Origin of the sequence: Arenimonas sp. SCN 70-307 (assembly GCF_001724815.1) — a bacterium.
GTDB lineage: Bacteria > Pseudomonadota > Gammaproteobacteria > Xanthomonadales > Xanthomonadaceae > Arenimonas.
The window spans coordinates 25,328-48,258 of sequence record NZ_MEDO01000025.1 but is presented as its reverse complement, the minus strand read 5'-3'; the positions used below and the strand labels follow the sequence as shown (position 1 = coordinate 48,258).

Genomic DNA, 22,931 nt, shown 5'->3' with positions numbered 1-22,931 from the left:
ACCCGATCCCATCCCGAACTCGGAAGTGAAACGCAGCTGCGCCAATGGTAGTGTGGCCTAAGCCATGCAAGAGTAGGTCATCGCCAGGGGCTTTACCCCTAAAACCCCCGCCCGAAAGGCGGGGGTTTTTCTTTGCGCCGCGGCCAGGCGGCGGCCTGCCTGGAACGCCAACAAAAAGGCCGCCCCTCGGGGCGGCCTTTCATTCCGTGCTTGCCGGGCGTGTCCGCCGGCCGGGCAGGAATCAGCGCAGCGCGTAACCAAACTGCTGGCGGAACTGCTCGGCGAACTCCTCGTAATCGAAGCGCTGGTTCTGCGGGCCCAGGTGCTCGATCTTCAGGGCGCCCATCAGCGAGGCGATGCGGCCGGTGGTGGCCATGTCCATGCCGCTCATCAGGCCGAAGATCAGGCCGGCGCGGTAGGCATCGCCGCAGCCGGTCGGGTCGACCACGCGCATCGCGTTGGCGGCCGGGATGTGCAGCTGGCCGTCGCGGGTATGCACCTCGGACCCCTTGGGGCCGCGGGTGATGATGTAGGCCTTCACCCGGTTGGCGATGTCCTTCTCCGACAGGCCGGTCTTTTCCTGCAGCAGGTTCGACTCGTAGTCGTTCACGGTCACGTAGGTGGCCTGCTCGATCATCTGGGTCAGCTCCTTGCCGTTGAACAGCGGCATGGCCTGGCCCGGGTCGAAGATGAACGGGATATCGAGCTCGGCGAACTCCCGGGAGTTCTGCAGCATGGCCTCGTAGCCGTCCGGGCCGACGATGCCAAAACCTACCCCGGCCACGTCGCGCACGTGGTTCTCGTAGGAACGCATCATGGCGCCGGGGTGGAAGGCGGTGATCTGGTTGTCGTCCAGGTCGGTGGTGATGAAGGCCTGGGCGGTATAGAGGTCCTCGATCTCCTTGACGTGGTCGAGGCGGATCTCGCAGGACTCGAAGTGCTCCCGGTAGGGCCCGAAGTCCTGGCCGACGGTGGCCATCGGGATCGGGTCGCCGCCCAGCAGCTTGAGGTTGTAGGCGATGTTGCCGGCGCAGCCGCCGAACTCACGGCGCATCCGCGGCACCAGGAAGGACACGTTCAGGATGTGCACCTTGTCCGGCAGGATGTGGTTCTTGAACTGGTCCTGGAAGACCATGATGGTGTCGTAGGCCAGGGAGCCGCAGATCAGGGCGGATGCCATCGTTCGGGACCTCGTGTTCAGGGGCGCGGGAACCGGCCCGCAAAGGGCGACATGGTAGCGCGACGGCCGCCCGGAAGGCACGGAATAACGGGTTTTTTCCTTGCCCGGCCCGGGGGTGGTTGCTACGCTAGCCAACCCCCGAAACCCACATTCCACGGGCCCTGCCGAATGTTCAAGAAGCTCCGCGGGCTGTTCTCCAACGATCTGTCGATCGACCTGGGAACCGCCAACACCCTCATTTTCGTCCGTGGCCAGGGCATCGTCCTCAACGAGCCGTCGGTGGTCGCCGTGCGCCACGGGCCCGGTGGCCGCGAGGTCGCCGCCGTCGGCGCCGAGGCCAAGAAGATGCTCGGCCGCACCCCCGGCAACATCACCACGCATCGCCCGATGAAGGACGGCGTCATCGCCGACTTCACTCACACCGAGGAGATGCTCAAACAGTTCATCAAGAAGGTGCACAAGTCGCGCTTCCTGCGGCCGAGCCCGCGCGTGCTGATCTGCGTGCCCTGCGGCTCGACCCAGGTCGAGCGCCGCGCCATCAAGGAGTCGGCCGAGGAGGCCGGTGCCCGCGAGGTGTACCTGATCGAAGAGCCCATGGCCGCCGCGATCGGCGCCGGCATCCCGGTCGACGAAGCCCGCGGTTCGATGGTCATCGACATCGGCGGCGGCACCTCCGAAGTGGCGGTGATCTCGCTCAACGGCATCGTCTATTCGCAGTCGGTACGCATCGGCGGCGACCGCTTCGACGAGGCCATCATCAACTACGTGCGCCGCAACCACGGCACCCTGATCGGCGAGACCACCGCCGAGCGCATCAAGCTCGAGATCGGCTGCGCCTTCCCGCAGGCCCAGGTCAAGGAGTTCGAAGTCTCCGGCCGCAACCTCGCCGAAGGCGTGCCGCGCATGATCGTCATCAACTCGAACGAAGTGCTCGAGGCCCTGCACGAGCCGCTCAGCGGCATCGTCAGCGCCGTCAAGCAGGCGCTCGAGCAGACCCCGCCGGAGCTGTGCGCCGACGTGGCCGAGCGCGGCATCGTGCTCAGCGGCGGTGGCGCCCTGCTGCGCGACCTCGACAAGCTGATCTCCGAGGAAACCGGCCTGCACGTGCACGTCGCCGACGATCCGCTCACCTGCGTCGCCCGCGGCGGCGGCCGGGCGCTGGAACTGATCGACATGCACGGCAACGAGTTCTTCTCCGCCGAGTGAGCCTGCTTGCAGGCGCAATCCCGCACCGGATGACGCCGTGGCCTATCCCAACACCCCGGCGCCGCGCTTGACCGACGGCGCCGGCAGCACCCTGCCGCTGCTGGCCTACCTCGCCATCGCCACCGTGCTGATGGTGGCGGACCTGCGCGGCGGCTTCGCCTCGCAGGCGCGGCAGAAGCTCAGCGTGCTGGCCGAACCGGTGTGGTGGCTGGCGGCCTCGCCCAACCGCGTGTTCGAGGCCGCCCGCGAACAGCTCAGCACCCGCGCTTCGCTGCAGGCCGAAAACGAGCAGCTGCGCCGCGAACTGCAGGTCAACGCCAGCCGCCTGCACCGCCTGCTGGCCGTGAACGAAGAAAACCAGCGCCTGCGCGAGCTGCTCGGCGGCACCCGCGGCTACCGCCTCAATGCCCAGCTGGCCGGCATCATCGACGTCGACCTCGACCCCTCGCGCCAGCGCATCGTGCTCGACGCGGGCTCGGCCCAGGGCGTGCAGCTCGGCCAGGCCCTGATCGACGCCGGCGGCGTGCTCGGCCAGGTCATCGAAGTCACGCCGCGGCACTCCACCGCGCTGCTGCTCACCGACACCGAGCACGCCATCCCGGTGCAGGTGGCGCGCTCGGGCCTGCGCGCCATCGCCTACGGCACCGGCCGCACCGACCGCCTGCGCCTGCCGAGCATCCCGCAAAGCGGCGACATCCAGGTCGGCGACCGCCTGGTCACCTCCGGCATCGGCGGCCGCTTCCCGGCTGGCTTCCCGGTGGGCGTGGTCGAGAGCCTGCAGCCCGACGAGACGCAGCTGTTCGTCGTCGCGCAGGCGCGCCCGGCGGCGCGGCTCGATCGCGGCGTCGAAGTGCTCCTGGTCAGCAACGCCATCGACGGCCTCGACGACGGCCCGCCGCTGCCCGACCCGCCGCCGGCGGAGCCCGATGCGAGCACCGAGGCCGCCGCTCCAGAGGCCGACGCAGCCGCTGATGACGGCACTCGCCCGGAGACCCGCCCATGAACCGCGGCCCCTCCGGCTGGCTGCTCTACGGCGGCCTGTTCTGCGGCCTGCTGGCGATGGTCGCGCCGCTGCCGGCCGGCTTCGACCTGGCGCGTCCTTACGTGCTGGCCATGCTCATCTGCTACTGGCTGCTCGAAGCGCCCGATCGCGTCGGCCTCGGCACCGCCTTCCTGGCCGGGCTGGCGGCCGATCTCGTCTCCGGCACCCTGCTCGGCGAGCAGGCCCTGCGCCTGGTCATCCTCGCCTTCCTGGTGCAGCGCTTCCGCCCGCGCCTGCGCTTCTTCCCGCTCTGGCAGCAGGCGCTGGCGGTGTTCGCCCTGCTGCTCAACGACCGCCTGATCGACCAGGCCATCGAGGCCACCGCCGGGGGCGGCCTGCTGCCCTGGGCCACCTGGCTCTCCCCGCTGGTCGGCTTCGCGTTGTGGCCCTGGCTGTTCCTGCTGCTCGACGGCCTGCGCCTGCGCTCGCGGGAGCGGGGCGCCTGAGCCCATGCGAAGCCTCCCGCGCCGCAAGCTCAAGAACCTGCACGCGGAAGCGGCGCAGTTCCAGCGCCGCGCCTTCGTCGGCTTCGTCGCCATCGCGGTGGCGATGCTCGGGCTCGCGGCGGGCTACTTCCGCCTGCAGGTGCTCGAGCACGAGGAGTACCAGCTGCGCTCGGAGGCCAACCGCATCAAGCCGCGGCCCATCGTGCCCGCCCGCGGCCTGATCACCGACCGCAACGGCCGCCTGCTGGCCGACAACGTGCCCGCCTACCGCCTCGAGATCGTCGCCGAGCAGGTGCGCGACCTCGACGCCACGCTCGCCGGCCTGGCCGAACTGGTCGCGCTCGACCAGGAAGACATCGCCCGCTTCCGCGAGGCCCGGCGCGCCACCCGCGCCTTCCGCCCGGTGCCGCTCAAGCTGCGCCTGAGCGAAGCCGAGCTCGCACGGCTGGCGGTGAACCGCCACCGCTTCCCCGGCGTCGAAGTGGTGCCTTACCTCACGCGCCGCTATCCCTACGGCGAGCTGTTCGCGCACATCATCGGCTACGTCGGCCGCGTCGATGCCGACGACCTGGCCGCGATGGGCGACAGCCGCAACACCGCGCTCACCCACATCGGCAAGGCCGGCATCGAGCGCTATTACGAAGATCGCCTGCGCGGCGAAATCGGCTACGAGGAAGTCGAGACCAATGTCGAGGGCCGCGCCCTGGGCGTGCTGCGACGCATCCCGGCCAAGCCCGGCGCCGACCTGCAGCTCACCGTCGATGCACGCCTGCAGCAGGCCATGGTCGATGCCTTCGAAGGCCAGCACGGCGCCGCCGTCGCGCTCGATCCCAAGACCGGCGAGATCCTGGCCATGGTCAGCCTGCCGGCCTACGACCCGAACCTGTTCATCAACGGCATCAGCCACAAGGACTGGCAGGCCCTGCAAGCGCCGTCGCGGCCGCTGTTCAACCGCAACGTGCTCGGCGGCGCACCGCCGGGTTCCACCATCAAGCCTTTCATGGCGCTGGCCGCGCTCGAGGCCGGCACGCGCACGCCCGAGCAGCGCACCTTCTCCAGCGGCGAGTTCTTCCTGCCCGGCCAGGCCCGCGGTTATCGAGACTGGCGCCCGGGTGGCCACGGCTGGGTGGATCTCAACGAGTCGCTGGCGCAGTCGGTGAACAGCTACTACTTCCAGCTGGCGGTCGAACTGGGCGTGGACCGACTGGACGTCTTCTTCGAACGCCTGGGCTTCGGCCAGCCCACCGGCATCGACCTGGCCGGCGAAGTGTCGGGCGTTCGGCCCTCGCGCGCCTGGAAGCGCCGCGCCTTCAACCAGAACTGGTTCCCCGGCGACACTGTCAACGCCGCCATCGGCCAGGGCTACTGGGTCACCAGCCCGCTGCAGCTGGCCCGCGCCACCGCCATGCTCGCCGACGGCGGCGTGATGCGCCGGCCGCACCTGCTGCGCGCCAGCCAGGCCGGCTTCAACCAGCCGATGCGGCCCGAGCCGCAGCCCGAGGGCGTGCGTGTGATCGAAAACCCTGCCCACCTGGCCGCGGTCAATGCCGGCCTCGAGTCGGTGATGCACGGCCCCACCGGCACCGCCCGCGCCACCGCCGCCGGCTCCACCTATCGCATGGCCGGCAAGACCGGCACCACCCAGCGCGTCAGCCGCCGCGGCACCGAGCGCCTCGATCCCAAGCAGCTGCCCTACCACCTGCGCCACCAGGCCTGGTTCATCGGCTTCGCGCCGGTCGAGGCGCCGACCATCGCGGTGGTGGTGCTGGTCGAACACGGCGGCTCGGGTTCGACCGCCGCGGCGCCGGTGGCGCGCCGGATCCTGGACGCCTGGATCCTGCCGCCCGCCGAGGAGCCCGCGCCATGAGCCTGCTGCTGCGCTGGGCCCGCGACCTGCTCTCGCGCCTGTTCGAAAAGGTGGACCTGCCGCTGCTGCTGGCCCTGCTGGCGCTGATGCTCGTGAGCCTGGTGGTGCTGGCCAGCGCCTCGGGGGAAAACGCGCGGCTGGTGATGTCGCAGGGTGCGCGTTTCGGCGTCGGCCTGGTGGCGCTGATGCTGCTTTCGCAGGTCACGCCGGGCAAGCTGAGGCTGTGGACGCCGCTGGCCTATGCCGGCAGCCTGGTGCTGCTGGCCGCCGTGTTCGTCTTCGGCACGGGGCGCAGCGCCAACCTCTGGCTCAACCTCGGCGTGTTCTACCTCCAGCCCGGCGAGCTGCTCAAGCTCACCGTGCCGATGATGCTGGCCTGGTTCCTGCACGCCTCGCCGCTGCCTCCGGGTTGGCGGGTGCTGGGCGTGTGCGGCGTGATCCTCGGCCTGCCCGTGGCCATGATCATCCTGCAGCCCGACCTCGGCACCGGCATGCTGGTGGCCGCCTCGGGCGTGTTCGCGGTGTTCCTGGCCGGCATCGCCTGGTGGCGCATCGCGCTGTTCGGTGGCCTGGGGCTGGCCTCGCTGCCGATCGGCTGGCAGTTCCTGATGCCTTACCAGCGCGACCGCATCCTCACCTTCCTCGAGCCCGAGAGCGACCCGCTGGGCGCCGGCTGGAACATCATCCAGTCCAAGATCGCCATCGGTTCGGGCGGCCTCACCGGCAAGGGCTGGGGGCAGGGCAGCCAGTCGCACCTGGACTTCCTGCCCGAGCACACCACCGACTTCGTGTTTTCGGTGCTCAGCGAGGAGTTCGGCTGGGCGGGCGTGGTGACGGTGCTGGCGATCTACCTGTTCATTATCGGCCGCTGCCTGTGGATCGCCACCCAGGCCCGCGATGGCTACGCCCGCCTGCTGGCCGGCACGGTGGCCATGACCTTCTCGGTCTACGTGCTGGTGAACGGCGGCATGGTCGCCGGCCTGCTGCCGGTGGTGGGCGTGCCGATGCCGCTGCTGAGCTTCGGCGGCACCTCGGCGGTGTCGCTGCTGGTGGGTTTCGGCATGGTGATGTCGGTGCACGCGCACCGGAAATTCATGGCCTGACGAGGCCGGTCCGGGCGGGCGCCCGTGGTAAATTGCCGGCAACCCACGCTGGTCCCCCGCATGCGCACGAAACTGCTTCGCCTCACCGCCCTCCTGCTCCTCTGGCCGCTGGCCGCGGCCGCCAACGCGCCTTCGCCGGACCCGGCGCTGCGCGAGGCCTTCCTGGCCCATGCCGCCGAACGCTATGCGCTAACGGCGGAAGAGGTCGAAACCTGGCTGGCGCGCTCCGCCTACCGCCAGGGCATCGTCAACGCCATGGCCCGCCCGGCCGAACGCACCAAGGCCTGGCGCGAATACCGTCCCATCTTCATCTCCGACCGCCGCATCGCCGACGGCCGCGCCTTCCTGGCGCGCCACCGCGCGCAGCTGGAGAAAGTGCAGGCCGACACCGGCGTGCCGGCCGAGCTGATCGTCGCCATCATCGGCGTCGAAACCAGCTACGGCGGCAACACCGGCAGCCACCAGGTGCTCGATGCGCTCTACACGCTCGGCTTCTTCTATCCGGTCAGCGGCGATCCGGCCCAGGTCGAGCGCGAAACCAACCGCGGCCGTTTCTTCCGCGACGAGCTGGCGCAGGTGATGCTGCTGGCCAAGGAAGAGCAACTCGACCTGGCCGCGCTCAAGGGCAGCTACGCCGGCGCGATGGGCTATGGCCAGTTCATGCCCTCGAGCTACCGCGCCTACGCCCGCGACGGCGACGGCGACGGCCGCCGCGACCTGTTCGGCTCGCTGCCCGACGTATTCGCCTCGATCGCCAACTACTTCGTCGCCCACGGCTGGCAGCCGGGCCAGCCGGTGGTGGCGCTGGCGCGCAAGGACGAGGACGCCGAGCCCTTCGTCGCCGAGGGCCTGGAGGCGAAGTACACGCTCGCCGAACTCGGCGAGAAGGGCTATCGCCCGGCCGAGGCCCTGGGCCACGACCTCAAGGCCACGCTGGTCACGCTCGAGGGCAGCGGCGGCACCGAACACTGGCTGGGTTTCCAGAACTTCTACGCCATCACCCGCTACAACCGCTCGCCCATGTACGCGATGGCGGTGCACCAGCTCTCGCGCGAAATCGCCGCGGGCGCGGAGGCCGCGCCGGCCCCATGATCCGACTCGCCGCCGTGGTGATGGTGGCGCTGCTGGCGGGCTGCGCCGGTGCGCCGAAGAAGTCCGATTCCGGCCCCGTGCCGCCGGTGGCGGGCAAGCCACGCGGCAGCGCCGGCCAGGCCGGCGGTGCGCCGGCCACCGAGGGCCAGGCGCCGCCGCTGGCCTGCCTGCAGGTGCGCGAACACCGCGACGAGGACTACACCCCCGGCGGCCTGTACGCGCCCGGCGTGTCCGATTCGGCGCCCGAGCACGCGCTCGACATCAGCGGCCTGGTCGAGCCCGTGCCGCAGCAAGAGCCGCTCTCGCGCTACGGCAACCGCTCGCCCTACCAGGTGCTTGGCCGCAGTTATCGCGTGCTGCCCAGCGCCGAGGGTTACGTCGAGCGCGGCATCGCCTCATGGTACGGCCAGAAGTTCCACGGCCGCCACACCTCGAACCGCGAGATCTACGACATGTGCAGCTTCAGCGCCGCGCACAAGACGCTGCCGCTGCCCAGCTTCGCCCGCGTCACCCGGCTCGACACCGGCGAAAGCGTGGTCGTGCGCGTGAACGACCGCGGTCCCTTCCACGACGGTCGCATCATCGACCTCAGCTACGCCGCCGCGGTGAAGCTGGGCCTGGACAAGACCGGCACCGCCCGGGTCGAGGTGCGCGCGCTGTCGCCCGAAGGCGGCGCGCCGGTGCTGGCCGCGGCCACGGCGCCGTCGGTGGACGACGACGCGCGCCCCCGCATCATCCAGGTCGGCGCCTACCGCGAGCGCGCCAACGCCGAACGCATCGCCCGCGAGATCGAGCAGGCCGGCCTGCGCGACGTCGCCATCGAAGCGGCCGAAACCGCCAGCGGCACCTTCTGGCGCGTGCGCATCGGCCCGCTCGCCGTCGGCGCCACCCACCAGGCGCTCGAACGCCTGCGCCGACTGGGCCACGCCAGCCCGCGCGTGTTCAGTGAATGACCGCTAGCATCGAATCACCACCACGGCCCGCCGCACCGGCGGCCCGCAGCAAACGGAGTTGTCCCCGGATGTCCCTGTCCCGCTTCCTGCCCCTCGCGCTCGCCGGCCTCGTCGCCGGCGCCAGTTTCGCCCAGACGCCCGCCCCGGTGCCGACCCCGGTGCCGTCGCCGGCCGCCAGCGCCGCCGCGCCGGTCATCCCCGATGCCCCGGTGCCCGAGGGCGCCAAGGCCTGGATCCTGATGGACCACGCCAGCGGCCAGGTGCTGGCGGGCGCCAACATCGACCAGCCGGTCGACCCGGCCAGCATCACCAAGGTGATGACCTCCTACGTCGTCGCCGCGGAAGTGGCCGCCGGCCGCGTCTCGCTCGAGGACCAGGTGCTCATCAGCGAAAACGCCTGGCGCCAGGGCGGCGCCGGCACCGACGGCAGCTACAGCGCGCTGGCGGTGAACTCGCGCGTGAAGCTCGACGACGTCCTGCACGGCCTGGTCATCCAGTCCGGCAACGACGCGGCCATCGCCCTGGCCGAGCACGTCGGCGGCAGCGAGGCGGCCTTCGTGCAGATGATGAACGACCACGCCCGCCGCCTGGGCATGACCAACACCAATTTCCGCAACGCCCACGGCCTCACCGCCGAGGGCCACGTGATGAGCGCGCGCGACATCGCCATCCTCGGCCGCGCGATGGTCAACGACTTCCCCGACCACTACGCGCTCTACAAGATCCGCGAGTTCACCTACGGCGGCATCCGCCAGTACAACCGCAACGGCCTGCTGTGGAAGGACGACAGCGTCGACGGCCTCAAGACCGGCCACACCTCGGCCGCGGGCTACTGCCTGGCGGCCTCGGCCAAGCGCGGCGACCAGCGCCTGATCTCGGTGGTGCTGGGCATCGACACCACCAGCCGCAACGAAGGCTTCCGCCTGCGCGAGCAGGGCAACCTGGCCCTGCTCAACTGGGGCTTCCGCCACTTCGAAACCCACGCCGTCTACGGCGCCGGCGAGCAGGTCGCCGAGCACAAGCTCTGGCGCGGCGAGGCCGACGTCATCGGCCTGGGCCTGGACCAGCCGCTGCTGGTGACGGTGCCGCGCGGCCGCTACGGCGAGCTCAAGCCCAGCATGGACGTGCCGCGCCAGCTCAGTGCGCCCATCGCCAAGGGCCAGGCCATCGGCACGCTGCGCCTGAGCCTGGACGGAAAGGTCGTGGCCGAGCGCCCGCTGCTGGCCCTGGCCGACGTCGCCGAGGGCGGCTTCTTCAAGCGCCTGTCGGACGATTTCTGGCTGTGGTGGGAAAGCGAATGACGCTGGCGTAGCATCGCCGGCATGGAACGGCGGCGAGAATCGCAGGACGTGCGTGGGCAGGGTGGCGACGTCCACCTGCCGCGGCTGGCCCGCGAAGTCGCCGACACGAAAGCCCGCCTGGTCACCGGCGGGCTTTTTTATTTGTTCGGCTGGATCGTCGTCGCGCTCGCCGGCGACGTCGTCGGGGAGCACCTGCTGCTCGGGCTGGCGGTGGGCCTGGCCTTCCTGGTGCTGGCGCTGCTGCGCGTGTGGCCGGGACCGCCCGCGCAGGACGCCCCGCGGCCCACGCTCGAACGCTGGCTCGACCGCCAGTGGGCCGGCGTGCTGGCCACCGCGGCGCTGTGGGGCGCGGTGCTGTCGTGGACACTGGCCGACCCGCACCTGGACGGCGCGCGGCCGGCGGCGCTGCTTTGCACCGTCGCCTTCGCCACCGCCTTCGCGCACAACTTCAGCCTGCGGCTCGGGCGCGCCCTGGTCGGCGTCGGCCTGGTGTTCCTGCCGGCGCCGCTGCTGCTGCCCTATACCGACGCGGGTCTCGCGGTCACCGTCACGGTGGGCGTGTACGCGATCTACCTGGCGCTGGTGCTGGTGCGCAGCCACCGCGAATACCAGCAGCAGCTCGACCTCTACGACGCCCTTCGCCACCAGCGCGACCAGTACGAACACCTCAGCCGCATCGACCCGCTCACGGGGCTGGCCAACCGCCGCCACCACGGCGGCACGCTCGAGCACCTGGCGCGCGAGGCGCTTCGCCTGCGCCAGCCGCTGTCGATGCTGGTGATGGACCTGGACCACTTCAAGCGCGTGAACGACGACTACGGCCACGACGCCGGCGACGCCTGCCTGGCGCGATTCGCCGACCGCATGCGCGAGGTCTTCACCCAGCCGGGCGCGCACCTGGCGCGGCTGGGTGGCGAGGAGTTCGGCGTGCTGCTGCCGGGCCTGGACAGCGAAGCCGCGGCCGCCGCCGCGGAACGCATGCGCGCCAGCCTCGAGCAGCGCCCGCTGCAGCTGCGCGAGGGGCCGCTGGCGATCACCGTCAGCATCGGCGTCGCCAGCTACCGGCCGGGCCAGGACGATGGCCTGGGCGACCTGTTCCGGGCCGCCGACTGGGCCATGTACCGGGCCAAGTCCGACGGCCGCAACCGCGTCCGGGTGGACCGCGCCTGAGGCCCCCCGCGGGCTTGGGACGGCGCCCCGCCGCCCCCATAATGGGCCGATGGAAATCAAATCCGACAACCCCGAGCACGGCTTCCAGTTCCCGGGCGTGTTCGAGCTCAGCGCCATGGGTTCGGCCGAGGCCGACCTGCACCTGGTGGTGCCGATGGTGCTCGAGGCCCTGGGCCTGACCGTCTACCGCGACCGCGTGGGCGTGAAGCCCTCGGCCAAGGGCAACTACGTCTCGGTGACCGTGGTGTTCGAGGCGCACAGCCGCGAGGACTACGACGCCGCCCACGGCGCCCTGCGCGAGCACCCGGCGGTGAAGTGGACGCTCTAGCCCCCGCCTGCGCCGCCGACGCGGTGCAGCCGGCCACCCGAGGCTGGCGCGTGCGCGAGCTGGGCCGCCAGGCCTACGAGCCGGTCTGGCGCGCCATGCAGCGCCTCACCGACGCCCGTGGCCCGGACACCGAGGACGAACTGTGGCTGGTCGAGCACGACCCGGTCTTCACCCTGGGCCAGGCCGGCAAGCCCGAACACGTGCTGGCGCCGGGCGAGATCCCGGTGCTGCAGGTCGACCGCGGCGGCCAGGTCACCTACCACGGCCCCGGCCAGATCGTCGCCTACCCGCTGGTGGACCTGCGCCGCCTGGGCCTGGGCGTGCGCGAGCTGGTCTGCCGCATCGAAGGCGCCGTCATCGACACCCTGGCCCACTACGGCATCCACGGCGAGCGCCGCGAGGGCGCGCCGGGCATCTATGTCGAAGGCCGCAAGGTGATGGCCCTGGGCCTGCGCGTGCGCCGGGGCTGCAGCTTCCACGGCCTGGCCTTCAACATCGACATGGACCTCGAGCCGTTCCGGCGCATCAATCCCTGCGGTTTCCAGGGGCTGGAAGTGACCTCGGTGCTAGAATTGGGCGGCCCCGGCGAGCTCGCCGCGGTCAAGCCGGTGCTGGTCGAAGCCCTGTCCCGCCGGCTCGGCCTGCAGGCCCGTCCCGAGCCCGGCCTCCCCGACCTTTCCCCCGCCTGACGACGCCATGTCCGACACCCCCGCCAAGACCATTCCCCTGCAGGTGCTCGGCTCGCCGCTCGTCGAGGGCCAGAAGCAGCTGGGCGGCGACAAGATCGGCCGCAGCCCGGTGAAGTTCGACGAAAGCGCGCCGGTGCTGCGCAAGCCCAGCTGGATTCGCGTGCGCATCCCGTCCGGCAACGCCGTGGCCAAGCTCAAGAGCAAGCTGCGCGAGAACCGCCTGGTCACGGTTTGCGAGGAAGCCAGCTGCCCGAACATCCACGAGTGCTTCAGCCACGGCACCGCCACCTTCATGATCCTGGGCGAGGTCTGCACCCGCCGCTGCAGCTTCTGCGACGTGGCCCACGGCCGGCCCAAGCCGCCCGACGCCAGCGAACCGGCCAACCTGGCCCGCACCATCGCCGACATGGGCCTGCGCTACGTGGTCATCACTTCAGTCGACCGCGACGACCTGCGCGACGGCGGTGCCCAGCACTTCGTCGATTGCATCCGCGAGGCGCGCGCGCTGTCGCCCGACCTGAAGATCGAGATCCTCACGCCCGACTTCCGCGGCAAGGGCCGCATGGACCGCGCGCTGGAGATCCTGGCGCAGTCGCCGCCGGACGTGTTCAACCACAACCTCGAGACCGTGCCCGGGCTCTACCCGAACGTGCGCCCGGGCGCCGACTACCAGTGGTCGCTGGAGCTGCTCAAGCGCTTCAAGGCCCAGCACCCGGACGTGCCGACCAAGTCGGGCATCATGCTCGGCCTGGGCGAGACGATGGAGCAGGTGCTCGGCACCCTGCGCGACCTGCGGGCGCACGACGTGGACATGGTCACCATCGGCCAGTACCTGCAGCCCACGCCGCACCACCACCCGGTGATGCGCTACTGGACGCCCGAGGAGTTCAAGGCCCTGGAAGAGGCCGGCATGGACATGGGCTTCACGCACGTGGCCTCGGGCCCGATGGTCCGTTCGTCCTACCACGCCGACCGAATGGCGGCTGAAGCTGGCTTCGTTGCAGACGCGGTCTGAATGATCCGGGGGGTATGCTCGGGTCGAGAGTTGGAAAGCATCACCAACGGCACACGCCGCCAGGCCCCCCGCGGGTCCATGCTGGGCCCCTGACGCACCGGACCGGAACCATGCTCAAGCACAAGCTCCTCGCCTTCACCGCCACCCTGCCGCTGGCCCTGGCCCTCGCGGCCACGGGCAAGGCGCCCACCGCGCCCGACGTCCTCGCGCCCACGGTGGAGCAGCAGGCGGCGGCGCGCCTGGTCTACGGCATCCTGTCCGACAGCCGCTACGTCTACCGCGCCAAGCCGCTCGACGACACGCTCTCGGCCGAGATCCACCGCCGCTACCTCGAGTCGCTCGACGGGCAGAAGCTGTTCTTCACCCGCGCCGACATCGAGCGCTTCGAGCCGCAGCGCCTGCGCCACGACGACGCCATCAAGGCCCAGGCGCTCGGCCCGGCCTTCGACATCTTCGCCACCTACCAGGCGCGCGTCGCCGAGCGCGTGGCCTATGCCCGCTCGCTGCTGGCCAAGCCCTTCGACTTCTCGAAGGACGAGACCTGGCTCTACGACCGCACGCAGGCCGAGTGGGCCGCCGACGGCGCCGAACTCGACGCCGCCTGGCGCAAGTACGTCAAGAACGACGCCCTGCGCCTGCAGCTGGCCGGCCGCAGCCAGGAAGACATCCGCAAGACCCTCGACAAGCGCTATGCCGGCCTGGCCGAGCGCGTGGCCGAACTGCGCGCCGACGATGCGTTCGAGACCTACATGAACGCCTACGCGGCCTCGATCGACCCGCACACCAGCTACATGTCGCCGCGCAACGCCGAAAACTTCAACATGCAGATGAGCCTCTCGCTCGAGGGCATCGGCGCGGTGCTGCAGCGCCAGGACGAGTTCGTGGTGGTGCGCACCATCGTGCCGGGCGGCCCGGCCGCCGGCACCGGCCGGGTGAAGGTGGGCGACCGCGTCGTCGCCGTCGGCCAGGGCGACAAGGGCCCGATGGTGGACGTGGTGGGCTGGCGCATCGACGACACCGTCGCGCTGATCCGCGGCAAGAAGGGCACCAAGGTGCGCCTGGACGTGCTGCCGGCCGAGGCCGGCGTGGACGCCAAGCCGCAGCAGGTCGTCATCGTGCGCGACAAGGTCAAGCTCGAGCAGCAGGCCGCGCAAAAGCGCGTCATCGAGGTCGGCGACCGCCGCATCGGCGTGGTCGAACTGCCCACCTTCTACCTCGACTTCGACGCCCGCCGCCGTGGCGACAAGGACGCGCGCTCGGCCACCGCCGACGTCGCCAAGCTGCTGCGCGAGCTCAAGGCCGAAAAGGTCGACGGCGTGGTGATCGACCTGCGCGACAACGGCGGCGGTTCGCTGCTCGAGGCGGTCGAGCTCACCGGCCTGTTCATCGACACCGGCCCGGTGGTGCAGGTGCGCGAGACCGGCGGCCGCGTCAGCGTGCAGGCCGACGAGGAAGGCGGCGTGGCCTGGGACGGCCCGCTGGCCGTGCTGGTGAACCGCGCCTCGGCCTCGGCCTCGGAAATCTTCGCCGCCGCCATCCAGGACTACGGCCGCGGCCTGATCATCGGCGAGCCGACCTTCGGCAAGGGCACGGTGCAGAGCCTGATCGACCTCGACCGCTTCCCGCGCAAGGACGACGTCAAGTTCGGCCAGGTCAAGCTCACCGTGGCGCAGTTCTTCCGCGTCGAGGGCGGCACCACCCAGCACGCCGGCGTGGTGCCCGACCTGCAGTTCCCGGTCAGCCTCGACGCCAGCGAATACGGCGAGAGCACCTACGACAACGCGCTGCCGGCCACCCGCATCCAGCGCGCGCCGCACGCCAACCTCGGCAAGTTCTCCGTGCTCACGCCGCAGCTGGTGGCCAACCACGAGTCCCGCGTCGCCAAGGACCAGGAATTCCAGTGGTGGGCCGAGGACGTGGCGCGTTTCCGCGCCGAACGCGAGCGCAAGAGCGTTTCGCTCAACGAAGCCGTGCGCCGCGCCGAGCGCGACCGCCTCGAGGCCGAGCGCAAGAAGCGCCAGGCCGAGCGCATCGCGGCCGGCCTGGCCGACCCGGACGAGGGCGCGCGCCTGGTCGACGACGGCCTGGCCGCCAGCGAGCGTTCGGTGGTCGAGCAGGCCGCCGAGGAAGAGGCGGCCAAGAACCGCCCGGACCCGCTGCTGCGCGAGTCGGCGGCCATCCTGGCCGATGCGCTCGACCTGCTCTCGGCCGACGGCCAGCTCACCGCCCAGGTGCTGCCGCTGACCCGCCAGCCCACCGTCTGGGCCGAATGAGCCCGGGCGCAAGAATCGGATAGCCGGCCCCGTCGGGGCTGGCTACGCTGGCCGGCATGGAAAGCCCCGCCCCCGACGCCAAGCTCGAACACGCCCGCCGCCTGCTCGACGCGCAGGACCTCGGCCTGGCCGAACTGGCCCGCGCCGTCGGCCTCAGCGCAACGCACCTGCAGCGTCGCTTCCGCCAGGCCTACGGCCTGAGCCCGGCCGAGTACCGCTCGCAGCGCCGCCTCGACGGCCTCAAGCAGGGCCTGCGCGCCGGCCACGACGTCACCCGCGCGCTTTACGACGCCGGCTACGGCTCGCCCAGCCGCGTCTACGAGCACGGCGCGGCGCGGCTGGGCATGGCGCCGCTGGCCTACCGCCGCGGCGGCGAGGGCATGGACATCCGCTGGTCGGTGAGCGACACCGCGCTGGGCCTGGCCCTGGTCGCGGTCACCGCGCGCGGCGTGTGCGCCGTGCTGCTGGGTGACGGCGCCGCGGCACTGGAAGCCTCGCTGCGCGCCGAATTCCCGCGCGCCACGATCGAGCGCGTGGACGCCGGCCGCGACGAATTCCTGGCCCCGCGGGTGCGCGCCGTGGCCGACGCGCTGGCCGCGCGCAGCGGCGCGGTGCCGGTGGAGCTGGTGGGCACGGCCTTCCAGCGCCGCGTCTGGGAGGCGCTGATGCGCATTCCGCCGGGCGAGACCCGCAGCTACGCCGAGCTGGCCGAATCGCTGGGCATGCCGCGCGGCGCCCGCGCGGTGGCGCGCGCCTGCGCCGGCAACCGCGTGGCGGTGCTCGTGCCCTGCCACCGCGTCATCCGCGGCGACGGCAGCCTGGGCGGCTACCGCTGGGGCCTGCCGCGCAAGCAGGCGCTGCTCGAAGCGGAAGCCGCGGGCAGGAAGGCCCGCGCATGAGTTCGCCTGCCGCCGCGCCGCTGTCGAAACTGGCGGTCGGGCTCGCGCTCACTTCGGTCTACCTGGTCTGGGGCTCGACCTACCTCGCGATTGCCTACGGCCTGGAAGGTTATCCGCCCTTCCTGATGGGCAGCCTTCGTTTCATCGCCGCCAGCCTGGTGTTCTACGCCTTCCTGCGCTGGCGCGGCCACGCGCCGCCGACCCGCGCGCAGTGGAAGAACGCCGCGGTGATGGGCCTTTTCATGATGCTGCTGGGCAACGGCCTGGTGAACTTCGCCGAGCAGACGGTGTCCTCGGGCCTGGCCGCGGTGGCGGTGGCCTCGATGCCGCTGTGGGCCGGCCTGTTCGGCGTGATGCGCGGACAGAATCCCAGCCGCGGCGAGTGGCTGGGCCTGGGCATCGGCTTCCTGGGCGTGGTGTGGCTCAACCTCGGCGGCGAGATGCGCGCCAGCCTCGGCGGCGCGCTGGCGCTGCTGCTGGCGCCGATCGCCTGGGCCTTCGGCTCGGTCTGGAGCCGCGGCCGCGACCTGCCGGCGCCCTTCATGAGCACCGCCGCGCAGATGCTCTGCGGCGGCGTGGCGATGGGCCTGCTGGGTTTGCTGCTGGGCGAGCGCATCAGCGAAACGCCGCCGCTGTCGGCGACGCTGGCGGTGGGCTACCTGGCCGCCTTCGGTTCGATCGTCGGCTTCAGCGCCTACGTCTGGCTGCTGCACCACGTGCGCCCGGCCCTGGCCACCAGCTACGCCTACGTCAACCCGCCGATCGCCGTGCTGCTGGGCGCCCTGCTGCTCAACGAACGCGTGGGCTGGGCCTCGGTCGGCGCCATGGCCGTCATCCTCGCCGGCGTGCTCATCATCACCCGCGCCAGGACCCGCCCCACCTGAGGTGGGGGCGCTTCAGCGGGGTGGGGCGGCGCCGTCGGGGGCGGGGACTTCTTCGGCGCAGTGTTCCTGGGCGGCGCGTTGGGGCTGGCGGCGGGCGCGGCGCCAGCCGTCGCTGGCGTAGATGGCCAGGGCCAGCCAGATGCAGGCGAAGCCGATGGCCTGCGTGCCGGTGAACGATTCACCCAGCAGCAGCACGCCCGAGAGCAGCTGCAGCGTCGGCGCGATGTACTGCAGGATGCCCACCAGCGAATACGGGATGCGGCGCGCGCCGTAGGCGAAGCCAATCAGCGGCAGCGCCGTCAGCGCGCCGCCGAACACCAGCAGCGCGTCGCTGCCGAGGTTGCCGTCGAGGAAGGCCGCCACGCCGCGGTAATGCTCGAAGCCCAGCCAGGCCAGCGCCGGCAGCAGCAGGAACAGGCTCTCGATCGCCAGGCCCGGGATGGCGTCCACGTGCGCCACTTTGCGGATCAGCCCGTAGAAGGCGAAGCTGAAGGCCAGCGCCAGCGCGATCCACGGCGGCTCGCCGTGCTGGAAGGCCAGCCACAGCACGCCCACCGCGGCGATGGCCACCGCCGTCCACTGCGCCGGGTTGAGCCACTCGCGCAGCACGAGCACGCCGATGAGCACGTTCACCAGCGGGTTGATGAAGTAGCCCAGGCTGGCCTCGACCACGCGGCCGTTGGTCACCGCCCAGATGTACACGCCCCAGTTGAAGCTGATCAGCAGCGCCGAAAGCAGCAGCAGCCAGCCCACCCGCGGCCGCGCCAGCGCGTCACGCAGCCAGCGCGAGCCCTCGCGCAGCACCAGCCAGCCCACCACGAACACCGCGCACCAGATGATGCGGTGGGCGATGATCTGGATCGCAGGCACGTGCTTGAGCAGCACCCAGTACAGCGGGAACACGCCCCAGAGCACGTAGGAGGCGATGGCGGCCGTCAGGCCCTTGCGATCGATGGCGGGGGTGGGGGTCACGCGGCCTCCGGGGCTGGGCGGGCATTATCCGCCCAAGCCCCGCCCCGTGGTTGCAACGGTGTGTCGTCAGGCCGTCCGCAGCGCCGTGGTCACCTGCATGCGCGCGGCCCGGATCGCCGGCAGCAGGCCGCCGACGAAACCGATGAGCATCGCGATCACCAGGCCGGTGAGCACCAGCCGCGGCGTCACTGCGAACTCGAACACCACCTGGGTGAAGCTGGCCTGGCTCAGGGTCGACACCGACAGCCCGTTGAACAGCAGGTAGGCCGCGACGGCGCCGACGAGGCCGCCGACCAGCGACAGCAGCACCGCCTCGACCATCACCGAGGCCAGCACCGGCAGGCCGCCGAAGCCGATGGCGCGCAGGGTGGCGATCTCGCGGGTGCGCGCCGAGACCGCGGCATACATCGTGTTGAGCGCCGCGAAGATCGCGCCCAGGCCCATGATGAAGGTGACGACGAAGGCCAGCGCCTCGATGGTCTGGCGCACGCCGCGGGTCTGCGCGCTGTAGTAGGCCTGTTCCTCGGTCACGTCCACCGCCAGCCGCGGGTCGGCCGCCAGGGCCGCGCGCAGGGTCTCGATGGCCGCCGGCGATTCCAGCCCGACCCGGACCGCGCTGACCGAGTTGCCGCGGTTGAAGGCCGACTGCGCGGTGCCCAGGTCGACCCAGACCTCGCTGTCGTTGGCGTCGCCGGCCGCGAAATGGCCGACGATGGTCCAGTCCGAACCGCGCATGCGCAGGGTGTCGCCCAGGTCCGTGTTGGCGAACTGGCCGACGATGCCGGCGCCGACGATGACCTCGCGCTTGCCGGGTTCGAACTCGCGCCCGGCGACCATGCGCAGCTGCGGGCGGATGGCGAACGAGGCCGGTTCGACGCCGCGCAGGGTGACGTTGGCGACCGCGGTCGGGTCGTCGCGGCGGGCCAGCTCGGTGATCACCATGATCTCGCCCGCGGCCAGCGGCTGGCCGTCCGGCCCCTTGCGGATGCCCGGGCCGAGCTTGATCAGCTGCACGCTGTCGCCGCCGAAGCCGGAGTTGAGCTCGGCGCCCGACTGCCCGCGCAGCACGATGGCGTTGTCGTCCCGGCCGGCCGATTGCAGGGTCGAGGAGAAGCCGTTGGCCATCGCGAGCAGCGCGGTGAACACCGCCACCACGCCGGCCAGGCCGATGATGATGACCAGCGACGGCCCCCAGCGCTCCGGGATGGACCGCACGTTCATCAGGGTGATGGCGAGGATCTGCTTGAACATGGCGTTCTCCTCAGCGGCCCGCGAGGGCGTCGACGATGCGCAGCCGGCGCGCCCGCAGCGCGGGCATCAGCCCGACCGCGAGGCTCAGCAGCACGATGGCGGCCAGGCCGGCCAGCCAGACCGGCGTGGTCAGGATGATCGGCGGCAGGAAGCCGCCGGCCGCCTGGGAAATGCCCTGGCTGAGGAACCAGGCCAGGGCCAGGCCCGCGAGGCCGCCGATCGCGCACAGCGCCAGCGTCTCGGCCAGCACGAAGCCCAGCACCGCGTTGTCGGTGAAGCCCAGGGTCTTGAGCACCGCGAACTGCGGCACGCGTTCGCGCACGCTCTGGGCCATGGTGTTGCCGACCACCAGCAGCAGCGTGAAGAACACCGCGAACAGGATCCAGCGCAGCATCAGGCCGATGTCGCCGAGCTGCTTGAGGAAGTTCACGTTGAAGTCCTTCTCCGACATCGTCCGGGTTTCGTCGGCGGTGTTCTCGAAGCGCTTGTCGATGGTCTGCGCGATCGCCTCGGCCATGCCGGGGTCCTCGATCTTCAGGGAGAACATGCCGGCCAGGCCGCCGCCGAACATCGAGGCCTCGGCGAAGTAGGCGTGGTTGATGTACATGCCGTTGGTCTGGCCCTGCCACTGCTCGTCCACGCCGTCGTAGATGCCGACGACATCGAACTCCCAGTCCTTGCTGCCGTTCTTCTGCGGGAAGATGTTCGAGGCCAGCGGAATGCGGTCGCCCACCTTCCAGCCGGTGCGGTCGGCCACTTGCCGCCCGACGATGATGCCGCTGCGGGTGCGCGCGAAGGCCTGCCAGTGCTCCTCGGGCATCACCCACTCCGGGTAGACCTCGTGCAGGCGCTCGGGGTCGACCGCGAAGGTGAAGATCTCGGTGTTGTCGGCCTTGTTCACGCCGCCGAACCACTGCTGGTACATCGCCCGCTGCACGCCCGGGATCGCGTCGATCTCCGGCACCATGCGCATCGGCAGCGAGTTGGTGAACGACACGCGCGACTGGGTGACCAGGCGGGTGGTGCCGACGAAATCGGCGCCGCTGCTGAAGACCACGATCACGGCCTGAAGCAGGCCGAAGAGGGTGAACGCGGCCACCACCGACAGCAGCGTCAGCCAGGTGCGTCCCTTGCGGTGGAAGAGGTTGGCGAGGACCAGTCCGGTGCGGGTCATGGCGGCGTCCTCAGTGCGCCGCGACGGCGTCGACGAGCAGGCCCTTGTCCAGGTGCACGGTATGCGTGGCGTACTCCGCCGCCTTCGGGTCGTGCGTCACCATCACGATGGTCTTGCCGTGTTCGCGGTTGAGCACCTGCAGCAGGGTCAGGATCTCGTCGGCGGTCTTGCGGTCGAGGTCGCCGGTCGGCTCGTCGCAGATCAGCAGGGTCGGGTCGGTGACCAGGGCGCGGGCAATGGCCACGCGCTGCTCCTGGCCGCCGGAGAGCTCGCTGGGCTTGTGCCCGCCGCGGTCGCCCAGGCCCACCAGCTGCAGCGCCACCTGCGCCCGGCGCGCGCGCTCGGCGCCGCCCATCGTCGCCAGCAGCAGCGGCAGCTCGACGTTCTTCTGCGCGGTCAGCACCGGCAGCAGGTTGTAGAACTGGAACACGAAGCCGACGTGGTGGGCGCGCCAGGCCGCGAGCTCGCCGCCGGACATCTGGTCGATGCGCCGCCCCTCGACCGAGACGCTGCCGGAGGTGGGCGTGTCGAGCCCGCCGATCAGGTTGAGCAGGGTGGTCTTGCCCGAGCCCGACGGCCCCATCAGCGCCACGAAGTCGCCCTTGGGGATGTCCAGGTCGATGCCATGCAGCACCTCGACGGTCTGCTTGCCGCGGGTGTAGTTCTTCTTCAGGTTTCGGATCTGCACGATCGAGTCGGTCATGGCACGCCTCTCTTGGATTGGATCGTCCGGCAAGGGCCAAGGCCCCTGCCGCGTTGCGTCACTGCACCACCACCGCGGCGCCGTCCTGCAGCTCCGCCGACGGCGACAGCACCACCTGTTCGCCCACGGCCAGGCCGCGCGACACGCGGCGCCGTCCGTCGCGGGCATCGGCCACCTCAAGCTCGCGCTGGCTGGCGCGGCCGTCGCGCACGACGAAGGCGACGGTGCGGCCGTCGCGCTGCACCACCGCCTCGGACGGCACGGTGACGCCGGCGACCACCGGGGCATCGGCCGCGCGCGCCTGCTCGAGGAAGGACACGCGCACGCCCATGTCGGGCACCACGCGCGCGTCCTTCTCCAGCAGGGCGATGCGCACCTTCACCGTGGCCTTGCTGCGGTCGGCGGTGGGCACGATGGCGATGACCTCGGCCGGGATGCGCCAGTCCGGATACGCGTTGAGCACCGCCTGCACTTCCTGCCCGGCCTTCACGCGGCCGATGAAGGACTCGTTGACGTCGACCTGGATCTCCAGCGAGTCCATGTCCACCACCGTGCCGATGCCGGTGCGGGTGAAGCCGCCGCCGGCCGAGATCGGCGAGATCATCTCGCCCGGCTGCGCCGCCTTCACCGTGACGACGCCGTCGAAGGGCGCGCGCACGATGGTGTTGTCCAGGCCGATCTCGGCCAGGGCCAGCGATTCCTCCGCGACCCGGATGTTGCTCTGCGCGGCCTGCTGCTGGGCGGCCAGCGCGTCGCGTTCGGCCTGGGCCTGGTCGAGCGCGGCCGCGGCGACGAGCTGGCGTGCGGCCAGGTCGCGGGTGCGCGCCAGGGTCTGCTCGGCCAGCAGGCGCTGCGCCTCGGCGCGGGTCGCCTCGTTGCGCGCGGCCGCCAGCCTCGCGGCCGCGAGGTCGCGCTGGGCGCTGGCGTCGATCGCCTCGAGCCGCGCCATCACTTCGCCCTCGCGGACTGCCTGGCCTTCCTCGATCAACACCTGCTCGACCTTGCCGGTGATCTTCGACGACACCGTGGCGATGCGGCGCGCGGTGACGTATCCGCTGGCATCAAGCACCGACGCCGCGGCGGCGGCACCCCCGTCGGACACGGCCTGGGCCTGCGCGACGCGCACCGCGACGGTTTGCTCGCGCAGCGACCAGGCCAGCACGGCGGTCAGGCCGAGCACGGCCGCGGCGGCGATGATCCACGGCCCGCGTCCGCGCCCGGCGCGGGGCGGCGGCGCGGAACGGTCGATGCGCAGTTCCTTGAGCAGGTCGGACGAAGCGTTCATTCAGGGCACCCTTGGGCTGGCGGCCAGTCTAACCGCGGCCCGATGGCGACCAAGGTGCCGGAAGGCACTTTTTGCCGGCAGTGGCCGGCGTCACCCCG

At 71.2% G+C, this 22,931-nt stretch carries 20 protein-coding genes, 1 rRNA gene and 1 pseudogene; 16 read left to right on the top strand and 6 right to left on the bottom strand.

From position 1 onward, the window contains the following. Nucleotides 1–89 (top strand): 5S ribosomal RNA (gene rrf, locus ABS41_RS12375); the annotation flags it as partial. Nucleotides 90–241: 152 nt separating this feature from the next. Here rrf and ABS41_RS12370 read toward each other — a convergent pair. Continuing rightward, nucleotides 242–1,180: a carbohydrate kinase family protein gene (locus tag ABS41_RS12370; RefSeq protein WP_290594935.1), complete on the bottom strand. Its 939-nt coding sequence runs from the start codon at nt 1,178–1,180 to the stop codon at nt 242–244. A 168-nt stretch (nt 1,181–1,348) separates the two neighbouring features. On the opposite strand from ABS41_RS12370, the gene ABS41_RS12365 reads away from it, so the two are divergent. The 15 genes and pseudogenes from ABS41_RS12365 (at nt 1,349) to yedA (ending at nt 17,448) form a co-directional block, all read left to right on the top strand. Beyond that, nucleotides 1,349–2,386 (top strand): rod shape-determining protein, encoded by a 1,038-nt coding sequence (locus ABS41_RS12365; protein WP_188659651.1) that lies wholly within the window; start codon nt 1,349–1,351, stop codon nt 2,384–2,386. A 37-nt stretch (nt 2,387–2,423) separates the two neighbouring features. Further along, a complete protein-coding gene (gene mreC, locus ABS41_RS12360) occupies nt 2,424–3,389 on the top strand; it encodes a rod shape-determining protein MreC (RefSeq protein WP_290594934.1) in 966 nt (321 codons plus the stop codon). Further along, nucleotides 3,386–3,874 carry a rod shape-determining protein MreD gene (gene mreD / locus ABS41_RS12355; protein WP_290594933.1) on the top strand — a complete coding sequence of 163 codons (489 nt, stop codon included), beginning with the start codon at nt 3,386–3,388 and terminating at the stop codon, nt 3,872–3,874. Before mreC ends, mreD begins: the two co-directional genes overlap by 4 nt. A 4-nt stretch (nt 3,875–3,878) precedes the next feature. Then, nucleotides 3,879–5,741 carry a penicillin-binding protein 2 gene (gene mrdA, locus ABS41_RS12350; RefSeq protein ID WP_290594932.1) on the top strand — a complete coding sequence of 621 codons (1,863 nt, stop codon included), beginning with the start codon at nt 3,879–3,881 and terminating at the stop codon, nt 5,739–5,741. Beyond that, nucleotides 5,738–6,844 (top strand): rod shape-determining protein RodA, encoded by a 1,107-nt coding sequence (rodA, locus tag ABS41_RS12345; protein ID WP_290594931.1) that lies wholly within the window; start codon nt 5,738–5,740, stop codon nt 6,842–6,844. Before mrdA ends, rodA begins: the two co-directional genes overlap by 4 nt. Further along, a pseudogene (mltB, locus tag ABS41_RS12340) lies at nt 6,832–7,936 on the top strand (lytic murein transglycosylase B). The gene rodA and the pseudogene mltB overlap by 13 nt, the downstream one beginning before the upstream one ends. Then, nucleotides 7,933–8,889, top strand: a complete 957-nt coding sequence (locus ABS41_RS12335; RefSeq protein ID WP_290594929.1) for a septal ring lytic transglycosylase RlpA family protein — start codon at nt 7,933–7,935, stop codon at nt 8,887–8,889. Before mltB ends, ABS41_RS12335 begins: the two are co-directional and overlap by 4 nt. A gap of 68 nt (nt 8,890–8,957) precedes the next feature. After that, nucleotides 8,958–10,190: a D-alanyl-D-alanine carboxypeptidase family protein gene (locus ABS41_RS12330; RefSeq protein ID WP_290594928.1), complete on the top strand. Its 1,233-nt coding sequence runs from the start codon at nt 8,958–8,960 to the stop codon at nt 10,188–10,190. Nucleotides 10,191–10,211: 21 nt separating this feature from the next. Next, nucleotides 10,212–11,360: a GGDEF domain-containing protein gene (locus tag ABS41_RS12325; RefSeq protein ID WP_290594927.1), complete on the top strand. Its 1,149-nt coding sequence runs from the start codon at nt 10,212–10,214 to the stop codon at nt 11,358–11,360. Between the two features lie 49 nt (nt 11,361–11,409). Next, on the top strand, nt 11,410–11,688 hold the full coding sequence (locus ABS41_RS12320; protein WP_290594926.1) for a DUF493 family protein: 279 nt from the start codon (nt 11,410–11,412) through the stop codon (nt 11,686–11,688). Then, nucleotides 11,676–12,377: a lipoyl(octanoyl) transferase LipB gene (gene lipB, locus ABS41_RS12315; RefSeq protein ID WP_290594925.1), complete on the top strand. Its 702-nt coding sequence runs from the start codon at nt 11,676–11,678 to the stop codon at nt 12,375–12,377. Before ABS41_RS12320 ends, lipB begins: the two co-directional genes overlap by 13 nt. Before the next feature lie 7 nt (nt 12,378–12,384). After that, nucleotides 12,385–13,392 carry a lipoyl synthase gene (lipA, locus tag ABS41_RS12310; protein WP_290594924.1) on the top strand — a complete coding sequence of 336 codons (1,008 nt, stop codon included), beginning with the start codon at nt 12,385–12,387 and terminating at the stop codon, nt 13,390–13,392. A 110-nt stretch (nt 13,393–13,502) separates the two neighbouring features. Further along, complete coding sequence (locus ABS41_RS12305) at nt 13,503–15,665, top strand: carboxy terminal-processing peptidase (RefSeq protein ID WP_290594923.1); 2,163 nt, start codon at nt 13,503–13,505, stop codon at nt 15,663–15,665. 56 nt (nt 15,666–15,721) lie between these two features. Continuing rightward, nucleotides 15,722–16,564: a methylated-DNA--[protein]-cysteine S-methyltransferase gene (locus ABS41_RS12300; protein ID WP_290594922.1), complete on the top strand. Its 843-nt coding sequence runs from the start codon at nt 15,722–15,724 to the stop codon at nt 16,562–16,564. Beyond that, nucleotides 16,561–17,448, top strand: coding sequence for a drug/metabolite exporter YedA (gene yedA, locus ABS41_RS12295; protein WP_290594921.1), 888 nt, complete (start codon nt 16,561–16,563; stop codon nt 17,446–17,448). The genes ABS41_RS12300 and yedA overlap by 4 nt, the downstream gene beginning before the upstream one ends. 12 nt (nt 17,449–17,460) lie before the next feature. Here yedA and rarD read toward each other — a convergent pair whose 3' ends face one another. From rarD to ABS41_RS12270, 5 genes are all read right to left on the bottom strand, one after another. Further along, a complete protein-coding gene (gene rarD / locus ABS41_RS12290) occupies nt 17,461–18,420 on the bottom strand; it encodes an EamA family transporter RarD (protein ID WP_290594920.1) in 960 nt (319 codons plus the stop codon). A 66-nt stretch (nt 18,421–18,486) separates the two neighbouring features. Next, nucleotides 18,487–19,671: an ABC transporter permease gene (locus ABS41_RS12285; RefSeq protein WP_290594919.1), complete on the bottom strand. Its 1,185-nt coding sequence runs from the start codon at nt 19,669–19,671 to the stop codon at nt 18,487–18,489. Nucleotides 19,672–19,681: 10 nt separating this feature from the next. After that, nucleotides 19,682–20,845, bottom strand: coding sequence for an ABC transporter permease (locus ABS41_RS12280; RefSeq protein WP_290594918.1), 1,164 nt, complete (start codon nt 20,843–20,845; stop codon nt 19,682–19,684). 10 nt (nt 20,846–20,855) lie between these two features. Continuing rightward, nucleotides 20,856–21,548, bottom strand: a complete 693-nt coding sequence (locus ABS41_RS12275; RefSeq protein WP_290594917.1) for an ABC transporter ATP-binding protein — start codon at nt 21,546–21,548, stop codon at nt 20,856–20,858. A gap of 58 nt (nt 21,549–21,606) precedes the next feature. Beyond that, nucleotides 21,607–22,833: an efflux RND transporter periplasmic adaptor subunit gene (locus ABS41_RS12270; RefSeq protein ID WP_290594916.1), complete on the bottom strand. Its 1,227-nt coding sequence runs from the start codon at nt 22,831–22,833 to the stop codon at nt 21,607–21,609. Nucleotides 22,834–22,931 lie beyond the last annotated feature (98 nt).

Excerpts from the sequence above, each read along its gene's own strand:
- yedA (WP_290594921.1), top strand. The coding sequence starts at position 16,561 with ATGAGTTCGCCTGCCGCCGCGCCGCTGTCGAAACTGGCGGTCGGGCTC.
- mreD (WP_290594933.1), top strand. The coding sequence starts at position 3,386 with ATGAACCGCGGCCCCTCCGGCTGGCTGCTCTACGGCGGCCTGTTCTGC.
- mrdA (WP_290594932.1), top strand. The coding sequence starts at position 3,879 with ATGCGAAGCCTCCCGCGCCGCAAGCTCAAGAACCTGCACGCGGAAGCG.
- ABS41_RS12330 (WP_290594928.1), top strand. The coding sequence starts at position 8,958 with ATGTCCCTGTCCCGCTTCCTGCCCCTCGCGCTCGCCGGCCTCGTCGCC.
- lipA (WP_290594924.1), top strand. The coding sequence starts at position 12,385 with ATGTCCGACACCCCCGCCAAGACCATTCCCCTGCAGGTGCTCGGCTCG.
- ABS41_RS12300 (WP_290594922.1), top strand. The coding sequence starts at position 15,722 with ATGGAAAGCCCCGCCCCCGACGCCAAGCTCGAACACGCCCGCCGCCTG.
- ABS41_RS12365 (WP_188659651.1), top strand. The coding sequence starts at position 1,349 with ATGTTCAAGAAGCTCCGCGGGCTGTTCTCCAACGATCTGTCGATCGAC.
- rodA (WP_290594931.1), top strand. The coding sequence starts at position 5,738 with ATGAGCCTGCTGCTGCGCTGGGCCCGCGACCTGCTCTCGCGCCTGTTC.
- ABS41_RS12370 (WP_290594935.1), bottom strand. The coding sequence starts at position 1,180 with ATGGCATCCGCCCTGATCTGCGGCTCCCTGGCCTACGACACCATCATG.
- ABS41_RS12305 (WP_290594923.1), top strand. The coding sequence starts at position 13,503 with ATGCTCAAGCACAAGCTCCTCGCCTTCACCGCCACCCTGCCGCTGGCC.
- ABS41_RS12280 (WP_290594918.1), bottom strand. The coding sequence starts at position 20,845 with ATGACCCGCACCGGACTGGTCCTCGCCAACCTCTTCCACCGCAAGGGA.
- ABS41_RS12335 (WP_290594929.1), top strand. The coding sequence starts at position 7,933 with ATGATCCGACTCGCCGCCGTGGTGATGGTGGCGCTGCTGGCGGGCTGC.
- ABS41_RS12275 (WP_290594917.1), bottom strand. The coding sequence starts at position 21,548 with ATGACCGACTCGATCGTGCAGATCCGAAACCTGAAGAAGAACTACACC.
- ABS41_RS12285 (WP_290594919.1), bottom strand. The coding sequence starts at position 19,671 with ATGTTCAAGCAGATCCTCGCCATCACCCTGATGAACGTGCGGTCCATC.
- ABS41_RS12270 (WP_290594916.1), bottom strand. The coding sequence starts at position 22,833 with ATGAACGCTTCGTCCGACCTGCTCAAGGAACTGCGCATCGACCGTTCC.
- ABS41_RS12320 (WP_290594926.1), top strand. The coding sequence starts at position 11,410 with ATGGAAATCAAATCCGACAACCCCGAGCACGGCTTCCAGTTCCCGGGC.
- ABS41_RS12325 (WP_290594927.1), top strand. The coding sequence starts at position 10,212 with ATGGAACGGCGGCGAGAATCGCAGGACGTGCGTGGGCAGGGTGGCGAC.